At 64.6% G+C, this 17,010-nt stretch carries 20 protein-coding genes and 1 tRNA gene; 14 read left to right on the forward strand and 7 right to left on the reverse strand.

Annotated elements, in window-relative coordinates; all coding sequences use genetic code 11:
* Positions 1–170: 170 nt before the first annotated feature.
* The 4 genes from FJ964_RS08615 (at position 171) to FJ964_RS08630 (ending at position 2,240) form a co-directional block, all read left to right on the forward strand.
* Positions 171–464 carry a GYD domain-containing protein gene (locus FJ964_RS08615; protein ID WP_140549967.1) on the forward strand — a complete coding sequence of 98 codons (294 nt, stop codon included), beginning with the start codon at positions 171–173 and terminating at the stop codon, positions 462–464.
* Positions 465–624: 160 nt separating this feature from the next.
* Positions 625–993, forward strand: a complete 369-nt coding sequence (locus tag FJ964_RS08620; protein ID WP_140549968.1) for a DCC1-like thiol-disulfide oxidoreductase family protein — start codon at positions 625–627, stop codon at positions 991–993.
* A gap of 165 nt (positions 994–1,158) precedes the next feature.
* The gene (locus tag FJ964_RS08625) at positions 1,159–1,830 is read left to right on the forward strand and encodes a PadR family transcriptional regulator (protein ID WP_140549969.1); all 672 of its coding nucleotides are present in this window, start codon (positions 1,159–1,161) and stop codon (positions 1,828–1,830) included.
* Between the two features lie 113 nt (positions 1,831–1,943).
* On the forward strand, positions 1,944–2,240 hold the full coding sequence (locus tag FJ964_RS08630; RefSeq protein WP_140549970.1) for an HlyU family transcriptional regulator: 297 nt from the start codon (positions 1,944–1,946) through the stop codon (positions 2,238–2,240).
* 78 nt (positions 2,241–2,318) lie between these two features.
* Here the strand turns inward: FJ964_RS08630 and FJ964_RS08635 are convergent, their stop codons facing one another.
* Both FJ964_RS08635 and FJ964_RS08640 read right to left on the reverse strand, forming a co-directional pair.
* Positions 2,319–3,521 (reverse strand): MFS transporter, encoded by a 1,203-nt coding sequence (locus tag FJ964_RS08635; RefSeq protein ID WP_140549971.1) that lies wholly within the window; start codon positions 3,519–3,521, stop codon positions 2,319–2,321.
* Positions 3,522–3,668: 147 nt separating this feature from the next.
* Entirely contained in the window at positions 3,669–4,127 is a 459-nt protein-coding gene (locus tag FJ964_RS08640) for an Lrp/AsnC family transcriptional regulator (RefSeq protein WP_140549972.1), read from the reverse strand.
* A 166-nt stretch (positions 4,128–4,293) separates the two neighbouring features.
* Here FJ964_RS08640 and FJ964_RS08645 point away from each other — a divergent pair, with 166 nt between their 5' ends.
* A complete protein-coding gene (locus FJ964_RS08645) occupies positions 4,294–5,028 on the forward strand; it encodes an AzlC family ABC transporter permease (RefSeq protein ID WP_140549973.1) in 735 nt (244 codons plus the stop codon).
* The gene (locus FJ964_RS08650; protein WP_140549974.1) at positions 5,025–5,324 is read left to right on the forward strand and encodes an AzlD family protein; all 300 of its coding nucleotides are present in this window, start codon (positions 5,025–5,027) and stop codon (positions 5,322–5,324) included. The genes FJ964_RS08645 and FJ964_RS08650 overlap by 4 nt, the downstream gene beginning before the upstream one ends.
* Positions 5,325–5,377: 53 nt before the next feature.
* Here FJ964_RS08650 and FJ964_RS08655 read toward each other — a convergent pair whose 3' ends face one another.
* Complete coding sequence (locus FJ964_RS08655; RefSeq protein WP_140549975.1) at positions 5,378–6,013, reverse strand: FMN-dependent NADH-azoreductase; 636 nt, start codon at positions 6,011–6,013, stop codon at positions 5,378–5,380.
* Between the two features lie 108 nt (positions 6,014–6,121).
* Between FJ964_RS08655 and FJ964_RS08660 the strand changes: the two genes are divergently transcribed.
* On the forward strand, positions 6,122–7,075 hold the full coding sequence (locus tag FJ964_RS08660) for a LysR family transcriptional regulator (protein ID WP_140550022.1): 954 nt from the start codon (positions 6,122–6,124) through the stop codon (positions 7,073–7,075).
* Between the two features lie 43 nt (positions 7,076–7,118).
* Here FJ964_RS08660 and FJ964_RS08665 read toward each other — a convergent pair whose 3' ends face one another.
* Complete coding sequence (locus FJ964_RS08665; protein WP_140549976.1) at positions 7,119–7,712, reverse strand: TetR/AcrR family transcriptional regulator; 594 nt, start codon at positions 7,710–7,712, stop codon at positions 7,119–7,121.
* Positions 7,713–7,778: 66 nt separating this feature from the next.
* On the opposite strand from FJ964_RS08665, the gene FJ964_RS08670 reads away from it, so the two are divergent.
* Positions 7,779–8,204, forward strand: coding sequence for a VOC family protein (locus FJ964_RS08670; RefSeq protein ID WP_140549977.1), 426 nt, complete (start codon positions 7,779–7,781; stop codon positions 8,202–8,204).
* Positions 8,205–8,214: 10 nt separating this feature from the next.
* On the opposite strand, the gene FJ964_RS08675 is transcribed toward FJ964_RS08670, so the two are convergent.
* Entirely contained in the window at positions 8,215–9,165 is a 951-nt protein-coding gene (locus tag FJ964_RS08675; RefSeq protein ID WP_140549978.1) for a trypsin-like peptidase domain-containing protein, read from the reverse strand.
* 168 nt (positions 9,166–9,333) lie between these two features.
* On the opposite strand from FJ964_RS08675, the gene FJ964_RS08680 reads away from it, so the two are divergent.
* From FJ964_RS08680 to FJ964_RS08690, 3 genes are all read left to right on the forward strand, one after another.
* On the forward strand, positions 9,334–10,206 hold the full coding sequence (locus FJ964_RS08680; RefSeq protein WP_140549979.1) for a S1C family serine protease: 873 nt from the start codon (positions 9,334–9,336) through the stop codon (positions 10,204–10,206).
* 8 nt (positions 10,207–10,214) lie between these two features.
* Complete coding sequence (locus tag FJ964_RS08685; protein ID WP_140549980.1) at positions 10,215–10,895, forward strand: helix-turn-helix transcriptional regulator; 681 nt, start codon at positions 10,215–10,217, stop codon at positions 10,893–10,895.
* Between the two features lie 183 nt (positions 10,896–11,078).
* Positions 11,079–11,945, forward strand: coding sequence for an NAD(P)-dependent oxidoreductase (locus FJ964_RS08690; protein WP_140549981.1), 867 nt, complete (start codon positions 11,079–11,081; stop codon positions 11,943–11,945).
* A gap of 364 nt (positions 11,946–12,309) precedes the next feature.
* Here the strand turns inward: FJ964_RS08690 and FJ964_RS08695 are convergent, their stop codons facing one another.
* Positions 12,310–14,508, reverse strand: coding sequence for an OmpA family protein (locus FJ964_RS08695; RefSeq protein WP_140549982.1), 2,199 nt, complete (start codon positions 14,506–14,508; stop codon positions 12,310–12,312).
* 198 nt (positions 14,509–14,706) lie between these two features.
* Here FJ964_RS08695 and FJ964_RS08700 point away from each other — a divergent pair, with 198 nt between their 5' ends.
* Together FJ964_RS08700 and FJ964_RS08705 are read left to right on the forward strand one after the other, a co-directional pair.
* Entirely contained in the window at positions 14,707–15,153 is a 447-nt protein-coding gene (locus tag FJ964_RS08700) for a YcgN family cysteine cluster protein (protein ID WP_140550023.1), read from the forward strand.
* Between the two features lie 231 nt (positions 15,154–15,384).
* Entirely contained in the window at positions 15,385–15,738 is a 354-nt protein-coding gene (locus tag FJ964_RS08705) for a hypothetical protein (RefSeq protein WP_140549983.1), read from the forward strand.
* A gap of 280 nt (positions 15,739–16,018) precedes the next feature.
* On the opposite strand, the gene FJ964_RS08710 is transcribed toward FJ964_RS08705, so the two are convergent.
* A complete protein-coding gene (locus FJ964_RS08710) occupies positions 16,019–16,729 on the reverse strand; it encodes an SIMPL domain-containing protein (RefSeq protein WP_140549984.1) in 711 nt (236 codons plus the stop codon).
* 147 nt (positions 16,730–16,876) lie between these two features.
* Here FJ964_RS08710 and FJ964_RS08715 point away from each other — a divergent pair.
* Positions 16,877–16,952: transfer RNA gene (locus tag FJ964_RS08715), tRNA-Ile, on the forward strand.
* The last annotated feature ends 58 nt before the right edge of the window (positions 16,953–17,010 follow it).

The raw sequence follows: 17,010 nt of genomic DNA on the forward strand, positions 1-17,010 counted from the left end.
CGTGGCGCCCTTTTTCTTGGGGCGGCTTGCGGCATTTGCCCTTGGGGAGGATAATTTCGTGTCGGATGCATTTTTCTGGGCGACAACCCGGGAAGCCTGCCCCGGTCGAGGCCATGTCGACATTTCCATGGCCTGAGCACCGTGCTCCGTGGCCCCGGAGGAGGTGTGCCATGACGACTTACATCATACTTATCAACTGGACCGAGCAGGGCGCCAAAAATGTGCGCGACTCGCCAAAGCGCCTCGACGCCGCCAGGACGCAGTTGGGCGAGATGGGAGGATCATTCAAGTCGTTCTACCTGACCATGGGCGAATACGACATGGTGGCAGTTGTCGAAGCGCCCGATGATGCGGTGCTGGCGCGTTTCGCGCTGATGCTGGCCACGGGCGGCAACGTCAAGACAAGGACATTGAAGGCTTTTCCGGAACTTGCTTACCGCGAGATCATCTCCTCGCTTGGATAGCCGCCACGCAGGCCGACGGGCAGGGCGCCGTCTTGACGACGCCCGCTTGGCGGCGAGCTTCCTGACCGTCTTCGACGGACAGCCGTTAAGCCGGCATATTGCGGGGCGGCGGCATTTTCCGGATAGTTCAGGTTATACTTCTGTTTCGAGGTCCGGGCCTTTGCTGACCGTCTGGTACAACACGCGTTGCCCGGTCTGCAATGCCGGCATTGGCAGGCAGAAGCGGCGGCTGATCGAGGCGGTCAAGGCCGGACGGATCGAATTTCGCGACATCAATCATGAGCCCGAAGCACTGGCCGGATTCGGCGCTTCGCTGGAAGACATCCGCCGCCGGCTGCACGCAACGGATGCTCAGGGCAGGCTGCTGGTCGGCGCCGATGTTGCAGTAGCGGTCTGGCGGGTAACGCCGGGCGAGGGCTGGCTGGCAAAGCTGTTCGGCAACGCCGTCACGCTGCCGCTCGCTCGCTTCGGCTACGACCGCTTTGCCGACCTGCTCTATGCATGGAACCGGCGCAGCGGCCGCTGGTAGCGCGGGCTGCTCCAATCATGACGAAGGCATAGTTCGAGCGCTGCCCGCCTGGTTGAGGCCGACAGATGCTGCTTCCAGTTAGATACATCGTAAGATATATCTTGACTCCTCGATTGAGCACTCCTAATTAAGATATATCGTAAGATAGAACTCAAGGAGCAGTCAATGCACAGACATAATCATTTTGGCGATCGCGCCGAGCGCGTTTTCATGCACATGGCCGGAAAATTTGGCGGCAGAGGGGGCGGCGGCTTTGGCCCGTTCGGCCACGGCAGGGGCGGCGGACGCGGCGGCCCGGGCGACATGTTCCGCGCCGGGCGCATGCTGGCCGACGGCGACCTCAAGCTGATCACGCTGTCGCTGCTGGCCGAGGCGCCGCGGCACGGCTATGACATCATCAAGGCCTTGGAGGAGCGCACCAGCGGCATCTACAGCCCGAGCCCGGGCGTGGTCTACCCGACGCTGACCTTCCTGGAAGAGGCAGGCTATGCCGTGTCCTCGAGCGAAGGCAACAAGAAGGTGTTTTCGATCACCGAGGCCGGGCAGGAGCATCTTGCCGACAACCGCGAGATGATCGACGGCGTGCTCGACCATCTCGAGCGGTTCGGCCGCAAGATGGCCAAGGCGCGCGACTGGTTCGGCTGGAACGACGAGGGCGAGGATCGGCGCGGCGGCCGAGGCGGCCGTTCGGAGAAGCGCGATGAATTCCGTGCGCTGCGCCACCGGCTGCGCGCCGCGCTGAGCGACATCGTCGATGCGCCGGCGGACAAGCAGGCCGAGGCGATGAGCATCCTCGAAGACGCCGCCGCGGCTTTGGAAGCGCTGTCGCGCAAATAGCTGGTCTCCGGTCCAGCCGGACACATCTCTTGCCCGTACAGGCAAGGACCGATAGTGAAAATCATCCCGCGCTGCATTATGTGGTGCAGGATGAATGGTGTGGAGGAAGCCCGATGTCTTTTCTGAAGCGTCTTTTCGGCGGTGGTGGCGGCGATGAAGCGGCCGAGCCCAAGAGCGCCGCACCGGCCAAGCAGGTGGAGCACAAGGGTTTCACGATCAGTGCCACGCCCTACAAGGCCGATGGCCAGTACCAGACCTGCGGCGTCGTCTCCAAGGACGTCGACGGCGTCCTGAAGGAACATAGATTCATCCGCGCCGACCGCTTTGCCGGGTTGGACGACGCCGTCGACATCTCGATCAAGAAGGGCATCCAGCTCGTCGACGAGCAGGGCGAGCGGATGTTCGGGTAGGCCGCCGACGAACGGCTCAAGAATTCCAGAGAGCCGAGGGCCGGTCCAGATATGGGCCGGCCCTTTCGTTTGTTCCCGCTATGCCGGCTGCAACGTTCTGCGCGGCAGTGGCGGGAAGGCGATGGCGATGCCGGCTGCACCGAGCCCGATGAGGGCCGAACCGATGAACAGCCAATGGTAGTTGGCGTAGGCGTCGAACACCATGCCGCCGGCGAGCGGGCCGAGCGCCATGCCGAGGCTGGACAGCATGGTGGCGGCGCCGAACACGGTGCCCAGGATGCGCTGGCCAAAATATTCGCGCGCCAGCACCGCGTAGAGCGGCATGACGCCGCCATAGGTGGCGCCGAAGATGACGGCCAGCATGTAGAACTGGTCGAGCTGGCTGATCGAGAGATAGGCGGCGATCACCACGGCCTGGATCACCAATCCGGCGATCAGCACCGGCTTGACGCCCAGCCTGTCGGCGAGCACGCCATAGAGCAGACGCCCGCCAAGCCCGGCAAGGCCCTCGACGCTGTAGATCGAGACGGCGGCCATGGGCGCCACGCCGCACAGCATGGCGTAGCTGACCATGTGGAAAATCGGCCCCGAATGCGCCGCGCAGCAGGCGAAGAAGGTCAGCCCCAGCACGATGAATTGCGGCGAGCGCAGCGCCTGGCCGACGCTCATACCGGCGCCCTCGGCAACCGGTGCGGCGGCCGCGCCGGTTGCGGCCGGCTTTGGCGGCTGGCGCACCAGAAGCACCGCCGGCAGGAGCAGCACCCAGGCCATGATGCCGATGTCGAACATGGCGGTGCGCCATTCATAGGCTGAGATCAGCCAGCGGGCGAAGGGCGAGATCGTCATCGGCGCGACGCCCATGCCGGCCGAGACCAGCGACACGGCAAGGCCGCGGTTGGTGTCGAACCAGGCGGTCGTCAATGCGATCATCGGCGCGAAGAAGGCGCTGGCCGCGAGCCCGACGAGCACGCCAAAGGTTATCTGGAAGGTGACAAGCGAGCCGGCGCGGCTGGCCAGCACCAGCGCCAGGCCGAGCAGCACCGCGCCGATCGTGACGACGATGCGGGCGCCGAAGCGGTCCGACAGCGCGCCCCAGGCGAAGCCGCCAAGGCCCATGACCAGGAAATTGAGCGTCATGGCGCTCGATATGCCGGCACGCGACCAGCCGGTGTCGAGCGCCATCGGCTCGAGAAAGATCGCCAGCGAAAACATCGTGCCGATGGCGACACAAGACATCAGCGCGCCGGCCGCGACGATGACCCAACGATAGGAAAGGTTCATGGTTTTCTCCCATGCCGTAAGGCATTTGTTGTGCGGCACGGCCTGGCTTGGCCTGCCGCTTGCGTCCGAAGGACGCCCGCGCCGGCTCCGATCCTACAATCCGGTTGCATTTTTTATCCAGTCCGAGATGACACCGTTTCCCGGCGCCTAGATCGGCAGTTCCGATGTGTATTTGATGGTCTGGCTGGGAACATCGGTCTTGACGTTCTGCACGCCCTTGATGCGGCTGAGATGCTCCGACTGGAAGCGACGGTAGTCGTCGATGCCGGCCGCCACCACGCGCACCATGGCGTCGCAGTCGCCCAGCATCAGATAGCATTCCATCACCTGCGGCAGCTTGGCGACCTCGGTGGCGAAATGCTCGATCGTGTCCTCGTCCTGCGCCTTCAGCCAGATGCGGGTGAAGAACGTCAGGCCCTTGCCGATGCTGGCCGGGTTGAGCACGGCGACGTAGCGGTCGATGACGCCGGCCTCCTCCAGGAGCTTGACGCGGCGCAGGCAGGGCGACGGCGACAGTCCGACTTCGATGGCCAGCTCATTGTTGGCCATACGCCCGTCCCGCTGCAGCGCCCGTAGGATCCGCCTGTCGATCTCATCCAGCTTCATGGCTCTCAATTCCATTTCTTCGCTTATTTCTGACATCAGATGCCAAAACATGATGAAACACAACAATCTTCGCAACCAAATTGCGGGACCAAATGGCTATGGTTGGCGCAGACATCACCGACATCGGAACCGGCAGAGGCGGCCGCGAGGCGCCCAGGGAAGAACCATGAGCATTGCAGAGGCGACATCGGCGGCTGACGGGGGTTCGGGATCGGAGTTCCGGCGCGGCGTGGCTTCCTGCGCGCCGGTGCTGCTCGGCACCATCCCCTATGCGCTGGTGCTCGGCGCGCAGGCCACGCAGAAGGGACTGAGCACCGTCGAACTGTCGCTGCTGACTGGCCTGAACTTCGCCGGCGGTTCGGAATTCGCGGCGATCCAGCTATGGACGTCGCCGCCGCACATCCTGCTCATCGTCGCCATCACCTTCCTGGTCAACAGCCGCCATCTCTTGATGGGGGCGGCACTGGCGCCTTTCCTGCGCGACCTGCCGCGGCGCAGGGTGTTTCCGGCGCTGTTCTTCATGTGCGATGAAAGTTGGGCGCTGGGTCTGGCCGACGCCAAACGGCGCGCCGCCGACGGCGTCACGCCGGCCTTCAGTCCGCGCTACTACATGGGCGCGGCACTGGCGATGTACTTGACCTGGGTGGCGTTCACCACGACTGGCGCTTTGCTCGGCCCGGTGCTTGGCGACGCCGAGACCTACGGCTTCGACATGGCCTTCGCGGCCGTCTTCCTGGTGCTGCTGCGCGGCATGTGGAAAAGCATTGCCGCGGCACGACCGTGGCTGGTCAGCCTCATCATCGCGGCGCTGACCTACCTTTTCGTTCCCGGCGCCTGGTATGTCGCGGCGGGCGCGCTGTCGGGGCTGCTTGCTGCCTGGCTGACGGCAGGTGATGCATGATCGACATGACAACCCTTCTCGCCGTGGTGCTGATGGCAGGCGTCACCTATCTCACCCGGATCGGCGGCTATGTCGTGCTGCGCAACCGCGTGCTCAGCGCGCGTGCGACCGCAGTGATGGAGGCGGCGCCCGGTTGCGTACTGATCTCTGTCATCGCGCCGGCCTTCGTGTCGAAAAACCCGGCTGATCTGCTGGCTTTGGCTGTCACCTTCGTCGCCGCGACCCGGCTTTCCATGCTGCCCACCGTGTTGATCGGCGTGGGCGCTGCGGGCCTGCTCAGACATCTTGTCGGCTAGACGAAAAAGGCAGGCGCGGACGCCTGCCTTTGATAGCGATGAGGACGGGTACTTCAGGCCGCAGCCGCGACGTCCCGGCTCGCAGCCACCACGGCATCGACCTTGGCGGTCGCCTTGGCGAGTGCTTCGGTGACCGCCTCAGGACCTTTGGCGACGCCCTCGATGCGGATGACGTCGACGTCGGTCATGCCGATGAAGCCGAGCACGCTGCGCAGGTAAGGAATCGCGTGATCGAACTGGACGGCAGCGCCTTCCGAATAGATGCCGCCGGAAGCGAGCACAATATAGACCTTCTTGCCGGTGACGAGGCCTTTCGGGCCGCTCTCGCCGTAAGCAAAGGTTTTGCCGGAACGGGCGACATGGTCGACCCAGGACTTCAGCGTCGAGGAGATGTTGAAGTTGATGAAGCCGGTGGCCAGGATCACCGTGTCGGCGGCGAACAGTTCGTCCAGCACTGCGTCGGAGACGCCGACCACTTCGGCCTGGCGCGGCGTGCGGGATTCGGCCGGCGTGTAGATGCCGGTCGCATAATCGGTGTCGATATGCGGCAGCGGGTTGGCGACGAGGTCGCGCACGACAAGCGTGTTCGTCGGATCGGCGGCGAGCAGCTTCTGAGCGAGTTCGGTGGCGATACGGGTCGAGTGCGAGGCAGCGCCGCGCGGGCTCGACGTGACGAGAAGAATGGACATGGCGGGTCTCTCCAGTGGAATTGCGTTGTCCCGCTACATATGGGCTTTCGACCCATCAGATAAACTGGTATATTTTCTATACGATCCATCCATGAATTAGATACAATGATGCAGCCTAACCCGACACTCGACCAGCTTCAGATCCTCGTGGCCGTTGCCGACACCGGAAGTTTTTCCGCCGCCGGCCGCAAGCTCAACCGGGCGCAATCCGTCATCAGCTACGGCATCGCCAATCTCGAGGCGCAACTCGGGCTGAAGCTGTTCGAGCGCGAGGGCACGCGGGAGCCCCAACTGACCGAGATCGGCCGCGCGATGCTGGAAGATGCGCGGCGGATGGTCGGCGTGCTGCAGCGTATCCGCTCGCGCGTCGACGGCCATCATCACGGGCTGGAGGCCGAAGTGGCACTGTCGGTCGATGCAGCGTTGCCTTCACCCGTGCTGGTGCGGGTGCTCAAGGCGTTCGAGGCGCAGTTTCCGACCGTGATGCTGCGTCTGCATATCGGCACGCTCGGCCTTATCCCCGACCATGTTGTCGGTGGCCAGGCCGATCTCGGCATCGGCGGCCTGCTGGGCGATGTCGACGTCCACCTGGTGCGCATAGGCTTCATGTCGATAGTGCTGGCTGCCGCGCCCAGCCACCCGCTGGCGCTGCTACCCAAACCGGTGGCGATCGAGGATGCGCGCGAACACACGCAGCTTGTCGTCACCGACCAGTCCGAGCGCACCAAGGGGCGCGACTATGGTGTCTTCGCGTATCGCACATGGCGGCTGACGGATGTGCGCACCAAGCACACGCTGATGCGCGACGGGCTGGGCTGGGGCGGGCTGCCGCGCTGGCTGATCGCCGATGATCTGGCCAGCGGCCGGCTGGTGGAACTCGACCTGGAACCGTTCAGCGAGGTGCGCTCGCCGCTCTATGCCATGCACCGCGCCGACCGCAGCCCGAAGCCGGCGGCGGCCTGGCTTATCGAGCAGTTCAAGCGTCAGCTCGGCTGCTTCAACGAGTTCGAGCCGGGCGAAGTGCCGGATGAAGAGCCGGAAAATTCCAACGCGGAATTTTGATTCAAACTTTTGCTCGGCGGTTATATCAGGCGAGAGCCTCGGGTCAGGCGCGGGACAACCCATCGATCAGCGCCATGAGCACGGCACGGTAGTCTTCTGCCGAACCACCCGCCTCGATGGCAAGCGCCGCGCGGTCGAAGGCGGCGGCGAGCAAGGCGGTCGTGGCTTCGGCCGGAAGCTTCTTCATCGTCCGCGCGCGCATCGCCGCGACCAGCCCCTCGCGCAACGAACGGTTGCCGTGGCGGTTGTCGATGGCGTCCATTTCGGCGCGGCCGAGCACGGCCGGGCCGTCGAGCAGCAGAAGCCGCGTGCGGCCGGGCGCGCGCATGGCGGCAAGATAGGCGTCGGAGCCGGCAATGAGCGCGTCGCGGGCATTGGGCGAAGGCGGCGCGGCGCCTTCGATCTCCCGCGCCACCGCCTCTGCCTCCTGCTCGACGACGGCGCCAAACAGCGCCTGCTTGTCGGAGAAGTGGTGGTAGAGCGCCCCCCGCGTCACGCCGGCTGCGGCGACGATTTCCGGCGTGCCGGTCTCGGCGTAGGATTTTTCGATGAACAGTTTTCGCGCGGCGGCGATCAGATCGGCTCGTGTCGCCTCGGTGCGGTCACGGTTGGAACGGCGCGCTGATCTCTGTTGCATACATGCAGCCTGTATGTTAATTCAATTTACATGCAGACTGTATGTTGCTTGACGGGAGAAGGAAAGATGAAGACGACCAGCTATTATCCGGTGCTGATGACCGGGGACGTTGCCGGCACAGCGGCGTTCTATGTCGAGCATTTCGGCTTCCGGCCGCTGTTTACGAGCGACTGGTACGTGCATCTGCAATCGGTGGAGAGCAAGCGCGTCAATCTCGGCATCGTGCAAGGCGACCATGAGACGATCCCGGAAGAGGGAAGGGGTCGGAGCTCGGGCCTGCTGATCAACTTCGAAGTCCGTGATCCCGATGCGGTCTACGAGCGGATCACAGCCGCCGGCCTGCCCATCCTTAGGTCCCTGCGCGACGAGCCTTTCGGCCAGCGCCATTTCATCACCAGGGACCCCAACGGCGTCCTGATCGATGTCATCAAGCCGATCCCGCCGAGCGAGGAATTCCTGGCGCAGTATGCGCAAGGTGCAGCGAGCGCCTGAGTAGCAATCCTCAACCAGCCCTTGCCACTGGCATCACCGTCACCTGGCTGACACCGGTGCGGCGCACGACCGTGCACCGCGTCTCGCGGCCGATCCGCTCGGCGTCGAGCAAACGCACGAGGTCGTCGACGCCGGTGACCGGTCGGCCGTCTATCGCGGCGACGATATCGCCTTCCCGGAGGCCGGCCCTGGCCGCAGGGCCTTCCTTCTCGACGCTGCGCAGCCGAACCGCCGTCTTGCTCGATACTTGTGACAGAAGGGCCGCGCGACGGGGCAGGTTGACAGTGTCGGCCGACACCCCGATGAAGGCGCGGCGGACGCGGCCGAAACGGATGATCTCCGAAATGACGAAATTGGCGGTGTTGGAGGCGACGGCAAAGGCAATGCCTTGCGCGCCATGGATCATGGCGGTGTTGACGCCGATCACCTCGCCCGCCGAGGACACCAGCGGTCCGCCGGAATTGCCGGGGTTGAGCGCGGCGTCGGTCTGGATGACATCGTCGATCAGCCGCCCGGTGGAAGCGCGCATCGAGCGGCCGAGCGCCGAGACGACGCCCGAGGTGACGGTCCATTCGAAGCCGAGCGGGTTGCCGATGGCTATGGCGATCTGGCCGCGCCGCAGGCGCTTGGAATCGCCCAGCGGCGCGACATCGGCAAAGCTGCCGTCGGCACGCACCAGCGCGATGTCGGTATCGGGATCGCGGCCGAGCACGCGGCCTTCGCTGGAGGCGCCGTCAGGCATCGACACGCGCACCGTTCTGGCATCGCCGACGACGTGGAAGTTGGTGACGACGAGCCCGTCATGCGCAATGACGAAGCCCGAACCATGCCCGCCCTGACCACCGATACGCTCGATGCGGCAGACGGCCGGGCCTATGCGGTCGACAGCGTCGGCGACCGTCGTCGAATAGGCGTCAAGCAGCGTGTCGTCGGATTGGAATTTGGCGGCAGCGACGGCCATTGGCGGGCTCCATGTTTTCAGGCGCAACGATGACTATATGTGCGGAGCGGCTTCATCCGCCGCGACCTGACCAGATGGCCAGTCACCCGGCCGACTAGCCGTCAGGCGAGTATCTCCAAGCGCGCTGCCGCGCGATATCTGGGGCATGGATGAACCCAGGAGACCGTTATGAGCGAATTCAATCTAAGTGCCTTTTCGGAAGCCATCGCCGATCTGGCGGCCAAGGCGGCACCAGCGACCGCGAGCTTCACCACGCACCATCATCGCACAGCGAGCGCTTTCCATTGGCGAGACGGTTACTTCGTTGCCGCCGAGGAAGCCGTCGAGGCCGGCGAGGAGATCGAGCTGACGCTGGCTTCGGGCGAGACGGTGAAGGCCGATCTTGTCGGCCGCGATCCCTCGACTGGCGTCGCCCTGCTCAAGCCGACCGGTGCCGTCAATGCCGCGCTGTTGGCCAGGGCGGATGCGGTGCGGCCCGGCAATATTGCCGTCGCCATCGGTAACAGCCGGGGTTCGGCGCTGGCGGTTTCAGGCTCGGTCGGCGAAGTCGGCCCGGCCTGGCGCTCGATGCGCGGCGGCACCATCGACCGGCGCATCAACCTGGCGGTGGGCGCCGGCGGCCGTTTCGAGGGCGGCCCGGTGCTCGATGCCAAGGGCGCGCTGATCGGCATGTTGTTGTTCGGGCCGCGCGGCCGCGCGCTGGTCATGCCTTACGAGACGATCGAGCGGGCGGTCGCCACGCTGCGAGAGAAAGGCCATGTCGCCCGCGGCTATCTCGGCGCCGGTCTGCATCCGATCCGCGACGGTGAGGCTCGCGGCGCCATCGTCATGAGCCTTGACGAAAACGGTCCGGCCAAGGCCGCCGGCCTTTCCCTCGGCGACATCATCGTCGCGTGGAACGGCGAGGCGGTGAGCGGCCCGCGCGAGTTGATCCGCAGGCTCGGGCCCGACAGCGCCGGTGCTTCGGTTACGCTCGGCGTCGTGCGCGGCGGAGAACAGCGAGACGTGGCGCTGACGATCGGCGAAAAGCCGCTCAGCTGAGAGGATTAATGGACGCGATCGCGGCAGGCGAGATGACGGGAAGTGGCACCGGCGAGCGGCAGCTGGTCGTGCTGATCGCGCTCGGTGACGCCGCGCGCGCCGAGCGCCTGTCCGCGTCGCTTGCCGCGACCGACGATCTGCTGCCGGTGACGCCGGGCAGCAGCGAAGCGGCCGACGTCGCCATCGTCGACGACACTGTCGGGTCCACGGGTGCGGGAACAGGGAAGGGCGACGCCGTTCCCGCCGCGACCGCGCGGGTGCTGTTGTCTTCGCAGGCCGGCCTGGCACGGCCGCAGGGGCAGGTGTTCGCCGTGCTGCCGACGGCGGCGGATGCAATGCTGATTGCGGCCGCCGCCAGGCTGGCGGCGGCCGGCTACCGCGTCTTTGGCGACAGCGGATCCGTTCCTGGCCGCCGCGACGATTTCCACGACGGCGATATTGGCGGTGAGGGCCTTTTCGGCGACGAGCATCCCGACGAGCATGCCGCCCGCCCGGCGCTGTCGCCGCGAGAAGCGGAAGTGCTGGCGCTTCTGGCCGAGGGCGCGCCCAACAAGGTGATCGCGCGCCGGCTCGACATTTCCGTTCACACGGCGAAGTTCCATGTTGCCGCGATCCTGATCAAGCTCGGCGCCGCTAACCGGACGGACGCCATCGCCATTGCGATGCGGCAGGGGCTGGTGCTGGTCTGATATCGATCAGCATGGCTTTCAGGGACGCCGTGCGGGTTAGCGCGCCAGTCTGCCAATCCAACCGTTTTCCGATCAACTCGCACTAGCGTCCGCAGCGTCATCATCGTCCGCTGCCGCAAGCTCTTGTATCCGGGACCGCCACAGGCAAGGATCGCGCTGCGAGACAATGCAAGCGGAGGAAAAATGTCGCTCAAGGGAAAGACGCTGTTCATCTCCGGCGGATCGCGCGGCATCGGGCTGGCGATCGCTTTGCGCGCCGCGCGCGACGGAGCCAATGTGACGATCGCGGCCAAGACCGCTGAGCCACATCCGAAGCTGCCGGGCACGATCTACACCGCCGCTGAAGAGATCGAGCAAGCCGGCGGCAGGGCGCTGCCGGTCCTGTGCGACATTCGCGAGGAGGCGCAAGTGGCCGAAGCGGTGTCCAAGACGGTCGAAAAATTCGGCGGCATCGATATCTGCGTCAACAATGCCAGCGCCATCCAGCTCACCGGCACGCTGGAAACCGACATGAAGCGTTACGACCTGATGCACCAGATCAACACGCGCGGCACGTTTCTCGTTTCCAAAATGTGCATTCCGCACCTGAAGTTGGCCGGGAATCCTCATATCTTGAATCTGGCGCCGCCGCTCGACATGAAGGCCAAGTGGTTCAAGAACCATGTCGCCTACACAATGGCCAAGTTCGGCATGTCCATGTGCACGCTGGGCATGAGCGCGGAGTTCGCCAAAGACGGCATCGCGGTCAATTCGCTGTGGCCGATCTCGACCATCGATACCGCGGCCGTGCGCAATCTCCTGGGCGGCGCGACGGTGGCCGCGATGAGCCGTTCCCCGGACATCATGGCCGATGCCGCGCATGCCATCTTCATGCGGCCATCGCGCGAGGCGACCGGCAATTTCTACATCGACGAGGAAGTGCTGCGCGCCGAGGGGATCAGCGATTTTTCGGTCTATGCGCCGGGTGCGGCCGGGCCGCTGGCCGGCGATTTTTTTGTCCCGGACGAGGTGTTTGCCAATTCCGCCACGAAGATCAGGACGGCTTTCTAAAAGATGTCTCGAGGCGCAATTCCGGATGGAACTCGGTTCCAGACTTCCTGGAGCTGCTCTGGGCAAAAAGCCCCGCCGGAGAGGGCCGGCGGGGCTCAATGCGTCCCGCTGGAGTCGGGACGGGGCAGGGAACGCCCGATCCTGAATCTGGGGTAGGCTACCCCGCGATTCAATGAGCGGGATCTGACGCCAGGACAATTCTTGTTGAACTTGGGCCGTTGCTCGCGATCTCGCCCATCCCGGTTTCGCCGGGATGGGCCTTTACCGATCTGATTCCAGAAGCCCGCTCAAGCGTCTGGAAATGCAGACATTTGATGGATCATGATCTTTTCCGAAAGCCGGTTTCCAGCTTTCCCGACCATGGTCAGTTGTTGCTCGCCACCGGCGCCACCAGCGAGGTGATGCGGCGGATGGCGACCCGCCGGTTCTCGCGGTTGGGGCCTGAGGTGTCGACCTTCAGATATTCCTCGCCATAGCCCTGAGTGGTCAGGTTTTCAGGCGGTATGCCGAAGGCGTTGGTCAGCGCTTCGGCCACCGCTTCGGCGCGGCGGTCCGACAGAGCGAGGTTCGCCTCCGGTGTGCCGACAGCGTCGGTGTGGCCTTCGATCAGGAAGGTCTCGGCCGGGTTCTTCTTCAACAGCTTCTCCATGGCCGTGGCGACACCCTCAAGCTTCTGCACCTCGGCATCGGAGATCGAGGAAGAGCCGAATTCGAAGTTCAGCGTATCAAGATCGATGCGTCGGGCAATGTCGCGTACCCGTGCGGAACGCTTGACCTCGTTGATCGAATAGAGGCGCTGCACCTTCTCCACCGGCGGCTGCTCGAGGAAGGTGTAGTAGTCGTCAGGGCTTTCGACCTCTTCGGAATCGAGGATGTAGTCCCGGCGCGGAATGGTCAGCCGCATCGGTGGCAGGTCGTCGCCCGGATCGCGCCAATCATTATCGTCGTCGTAGCTTCGTTCGTCGACATAGCTCAACACATACTCATGGCCGTCGGGCATGATACGCGACCGCTGGATGATGTCGCCGTAGCGGTTGCGGATGGTGACGATCTGCACGCCGTTGTCGCGCTCGACCGTTTCGCGCGTGCGGCCCTGCGACAGATCCTCATAGTAGACATCTCTGGCGCCGCGGGTCAGGCGCGGCCGGTCACTGCTCTGAACGTATGTCTGATCGTTGAGCTGGATGATGACGCGATCGCCGATCTCCTTGAGCACGTCGACACCCTTGGGGCGGCGGCGGTCGCGGATGTTCTCGTCCGGTGCGCGCTCGAGGCGTTTGCCCTTCTCCTCGGTGACCGGAACGATTTTTTCCGGTTTGATCTCCTGCTGGGCAGCTCTATCGTCGGTCGGAGGCGGGCCCTGGTCGACGGGAGCGACCGCGGGCTGGCGGCCCTGAGCACTGCCCTGCTGGGCGTTTTGCCCGCCATTCTGCTGCTCGTCATTCTGCTGCTCGCCATTCTGGTTGGCGGGGTTCCTGCTGGCCTGGCCGTTCTCGCCGCGGCCGCGGCGCCGGGCATCCTTCTGGCTGTCGAGAATGGGGGCAGCGTTCTTGTCGGCGGGCGTCTCGGCCTGCTCGGGGTTTTGCCCCTGGACAGGCGCGGCCTTGCCGGTAGCGGGCTGTTCACCCGTGGCCGGCTGCTCGCCCGTTGCCGGCTGCCTGCCGGTTTGCTCCTGTTCGCCATTGGCCGGCTGCTCGCCGGCCGGTTGCCTGCCGTTCTTTTTCCGCTTGTCCTGGGGTTGTTCGCCCTGGGCTGCCGGCCGCTCGCCTGACGGTGCCTGTTCGGTCTTGGGTGCCTCGGCGGCAGGTGCTTCCTTCGGTGTTGGCACGGCGCTGGGCTCGGCCTGCTGGTCCTGCTTGCGCTTCTTACGCTGGTTGTCGTTGGCAGGTTCCGTTTGGATCGCCGGCGCCTCACCGGCCGGTGCCTGTTCGGTCTGCTGTTGCTGGTCGCGCTTCTTCCTGCGCGGTTGCTGTTCCTCGGTGGCGGGTGCTGCCTCACCGGCTGGCGCCTGCTCGGTCTGCTGTTGCTGGTCGCGCTTTTTCCTGCGCGGCTGCTGTTCCTCGACGGCGGGCGCGGCTTCACCGGCTGGCGCCTGCTCGACCTGCTGCTGGTCGCGCTTCTTCCTACGTGGCTGTTGTTCCTCGGCGGCTGGCGCGGGCTGCTGTGCGGGTGCCGGTTCGGTCTGTTGTTGCTGATCGCGCTTCTTCCTGCGCGGCTGTTGTTCCTCGACGGCGGGCGCGGCTTCACCGGCGGGCGCCTGCTCGACCTGCTGCTGGTCGCGCTTCTTCCTGCGTGGCTGTTGTTCCTCGGCGGCTGGCGCGGCCTGCTGTGCGGGTGCCTGTTCGGTCTGCTGTTGTTGCTGATCGCGCTTCTTCTTGCGTAGCAGTTCCTGGTCGCTCTGCTGTGCGTCAGTCTGGGTGTCCTGGGCCAGGACCAGCGGCATTGCGCTGTCTCGCATGGGGCCGAACGCGGCACTTCCCTGAAGCGGGGATGCGCCCAACGGCGCGGATGCCATCAGCAGGCCGAGTGCCGTGCCTGCCAGAATCCGTGGTTGGCGTTTCATCGAAATTTCTCCTTGTGGGGTCCCATCCTTGCCGAAACCGATTTTAACGAAATTGGTTCCGGCAGCTCATGGTTAGGGACCGTACGGGGCGATTGGCCGGCCTTTTGAAGGCAACTTCATGTCTTTCGACGGGGTCGCCGCCCCATTCCAGCCCTTGCCCTGCTTGACCTTCGCAGCGGCTGGGGCCACATGCCGGGGATGGAAACGCCGTTCTGGAAAACAAAGACGCTGGAAGCAATGAGCCCGGCCGAGTGGGAATCGCTCTGCGACGGCTGCGGCAAATGCTGCCTGTCGAAGCTCGAGGACGAGGATACTGGCGACATCTACTGGACCAGTGTCGGCTGCCGCCTGTTCGACGCGCAGACGTGCCGCTGTTCTGACTATCACAACCGGCTGGCACGCGTTCCCGATTGCGTCGGGCTGACGCCGCAAAATGTACGCACCATCAGCTGGCTGCCCAGCACCTGCGCCTACCGGCTGGTCGCGGAGGGGCGCGATCTCTACTGGTGGCACCGGCTGGTGTCGGGCAGTGCCGAGACGGTGCATGAGGCCGGCATGTCGATGCGCGGCCGGGTCAAGGCCAGCGAGACGGACCTGGCCGAGCCGGACGATTATTTCGACTATATGCTCGATGACGAGCCATAAGCTCGCATCGGGATGACGAGCCATAAGGCCGGTGTCCGCAAGCGCGAGCAGGAACCAGGAACCTGCGAGACGTTTGGGGCACATCGTTGGAAAACCGGCAGAAGCTTCCTTTTTCCGCCACATGAACCGCCGATGAACGGCGGGTTCGTAAATAGTTCAGACAGGCGGGTGCATTCTCCCATCATAGATTTCAAGAGGACGGGCGATAGCCCGCAACAAGGAGAGAAGACCATGTTCAACACGGTGAAAACGGCAGCCCTTTCGGCACTCGTCGGCCTCGGCACGCTGGCGGCCATTCCCGCCCATGCCGACAGCCTTTACCTGGGCTTCGGCAACAACAACGATCCGCGCTTCGGCGTCTATGCCGGCGATGACGGCTATCGCCACCGCCGCGATGAACGCCGCGACTGGCGCCGCGGCTGTTCGCCCGACTGGGCCCTGAATAAGGCCGAACGCATGGGGCTGCACCGTGCCCGCATCGTCGACGTCAGCCGCCGCACGGTCAAGGTGATGGGCCGCCAGTATGGCGACCGCGTCGTCATCGTGTTCGCCAATGAGCGTGGTTGCCCGATCATCAACCGCTGAGCCTCTTAAGGCGCAACCTTCTGCGAGGGTTGGTAGCGGCATGATCCTCTGCGGGGTCAGTCGGCAGACACCACCCTTTGCGAAGATCCGTCTGGAGACATGTCCTCTTAGGGTTAGTCTGGAGACACGACCTTCTGCGAAGGTCGGTCTGGAGTAGTGGAGCCGTTTTCCTTCGGGAAGAATGCGGCTCCAAAACCCCGCGGGAGCGATCCCGCGGGGTTTTTCATGCACCACGGCGGACGGTTCAGGGCCGGGCTCGGCCATGGACCCTCGAAGGCGCTTATTTCAGTTCGAAGGTAACGGTGACCTGGACATTGTAGACGTTCTCGCCGGCCTGCACCGGAGCCGCACCGACGGCCGCGTCGAAGGCCTTGGCGTTGATCGGCATCGGTGGCGGCGCGATATTCTGGTCAGTGATTTCGATCACCCGGCCTATGCTGACGCCGGCCGCTTCCGCCAGCGTCTTGGCCTTGGCCATGGCGTCGGCCACCGCCTTTTTGCGCGCTTCGGTGACGGTGGCAGCCGGATTGTCGTTGGTGAAGACGATGCCGCCGCCCTGGTTGACCCCCAGCGACACCGCCTTGTCGAGGATCTCACCGGTCTTGTCGACGTCGCGCACGCGCACCGACAGCGTGTTGGTTACCTGGTAGGCAATCAATTCGGCCTCCTGGCCGCCGTCGGGCTTGTTTGTGTAGTTATAGCGCGGATTGATCTGGATGCCCGCGGTCTGAAGGTCGCGGTCCTTGATGCCGGCCGACTTCATCGCGGCGATCACGGCGGCCATGGCGTCGTTGTTGGCATCCAGTGCGGCGCGCGCCGTCTTGGCTTCGCGCATGACGCTGAGCGTCAGGACCGCTAGGTCGGGCGCTACAGTCGCCGCCCCTTCGCCCGACACCACGATACGGGGCGGTGTCGGCGACTCAGCGGCCGCTGCCAGCGCCGGAAAGGCGATGGCGGCGGCGAGTGCGAGGGGCAAAAGAGGTCTGGTCATGAAAATCTCCTCGGGTAAGCATATCCGCGCCCAGCGGGGCGCACGCGGCTCCTTATGGCGCGATTATGGGCTGATTTGGACGATCGTGACCAGCGGTCCCGGAAAGCCTTGTGTCGCGATGCGAAAAACATTAATCCAGCCCGCGTGGGGCCTGTAGCTCAATGGTTAGAGCCGGCGGCTCATAACCGCTTGGTTGGGGGTTCGAGTCCCTCCGGGCCCACCAGTCGCCTTGTTTTCCAAGGCTTCCAGCATAGGTTAGACAACCCGGTTAGACAATCGGT

The organism is Mesorhizobium sp. B2-3-2 (genome assembly GCF_006442295.1).
Taxonomy (GTDB): Bacteria; Pseudomonadota; Alphaproteobacteria; order Rhizobiales; family Rhizobiaceae; genus Mesorhizobium.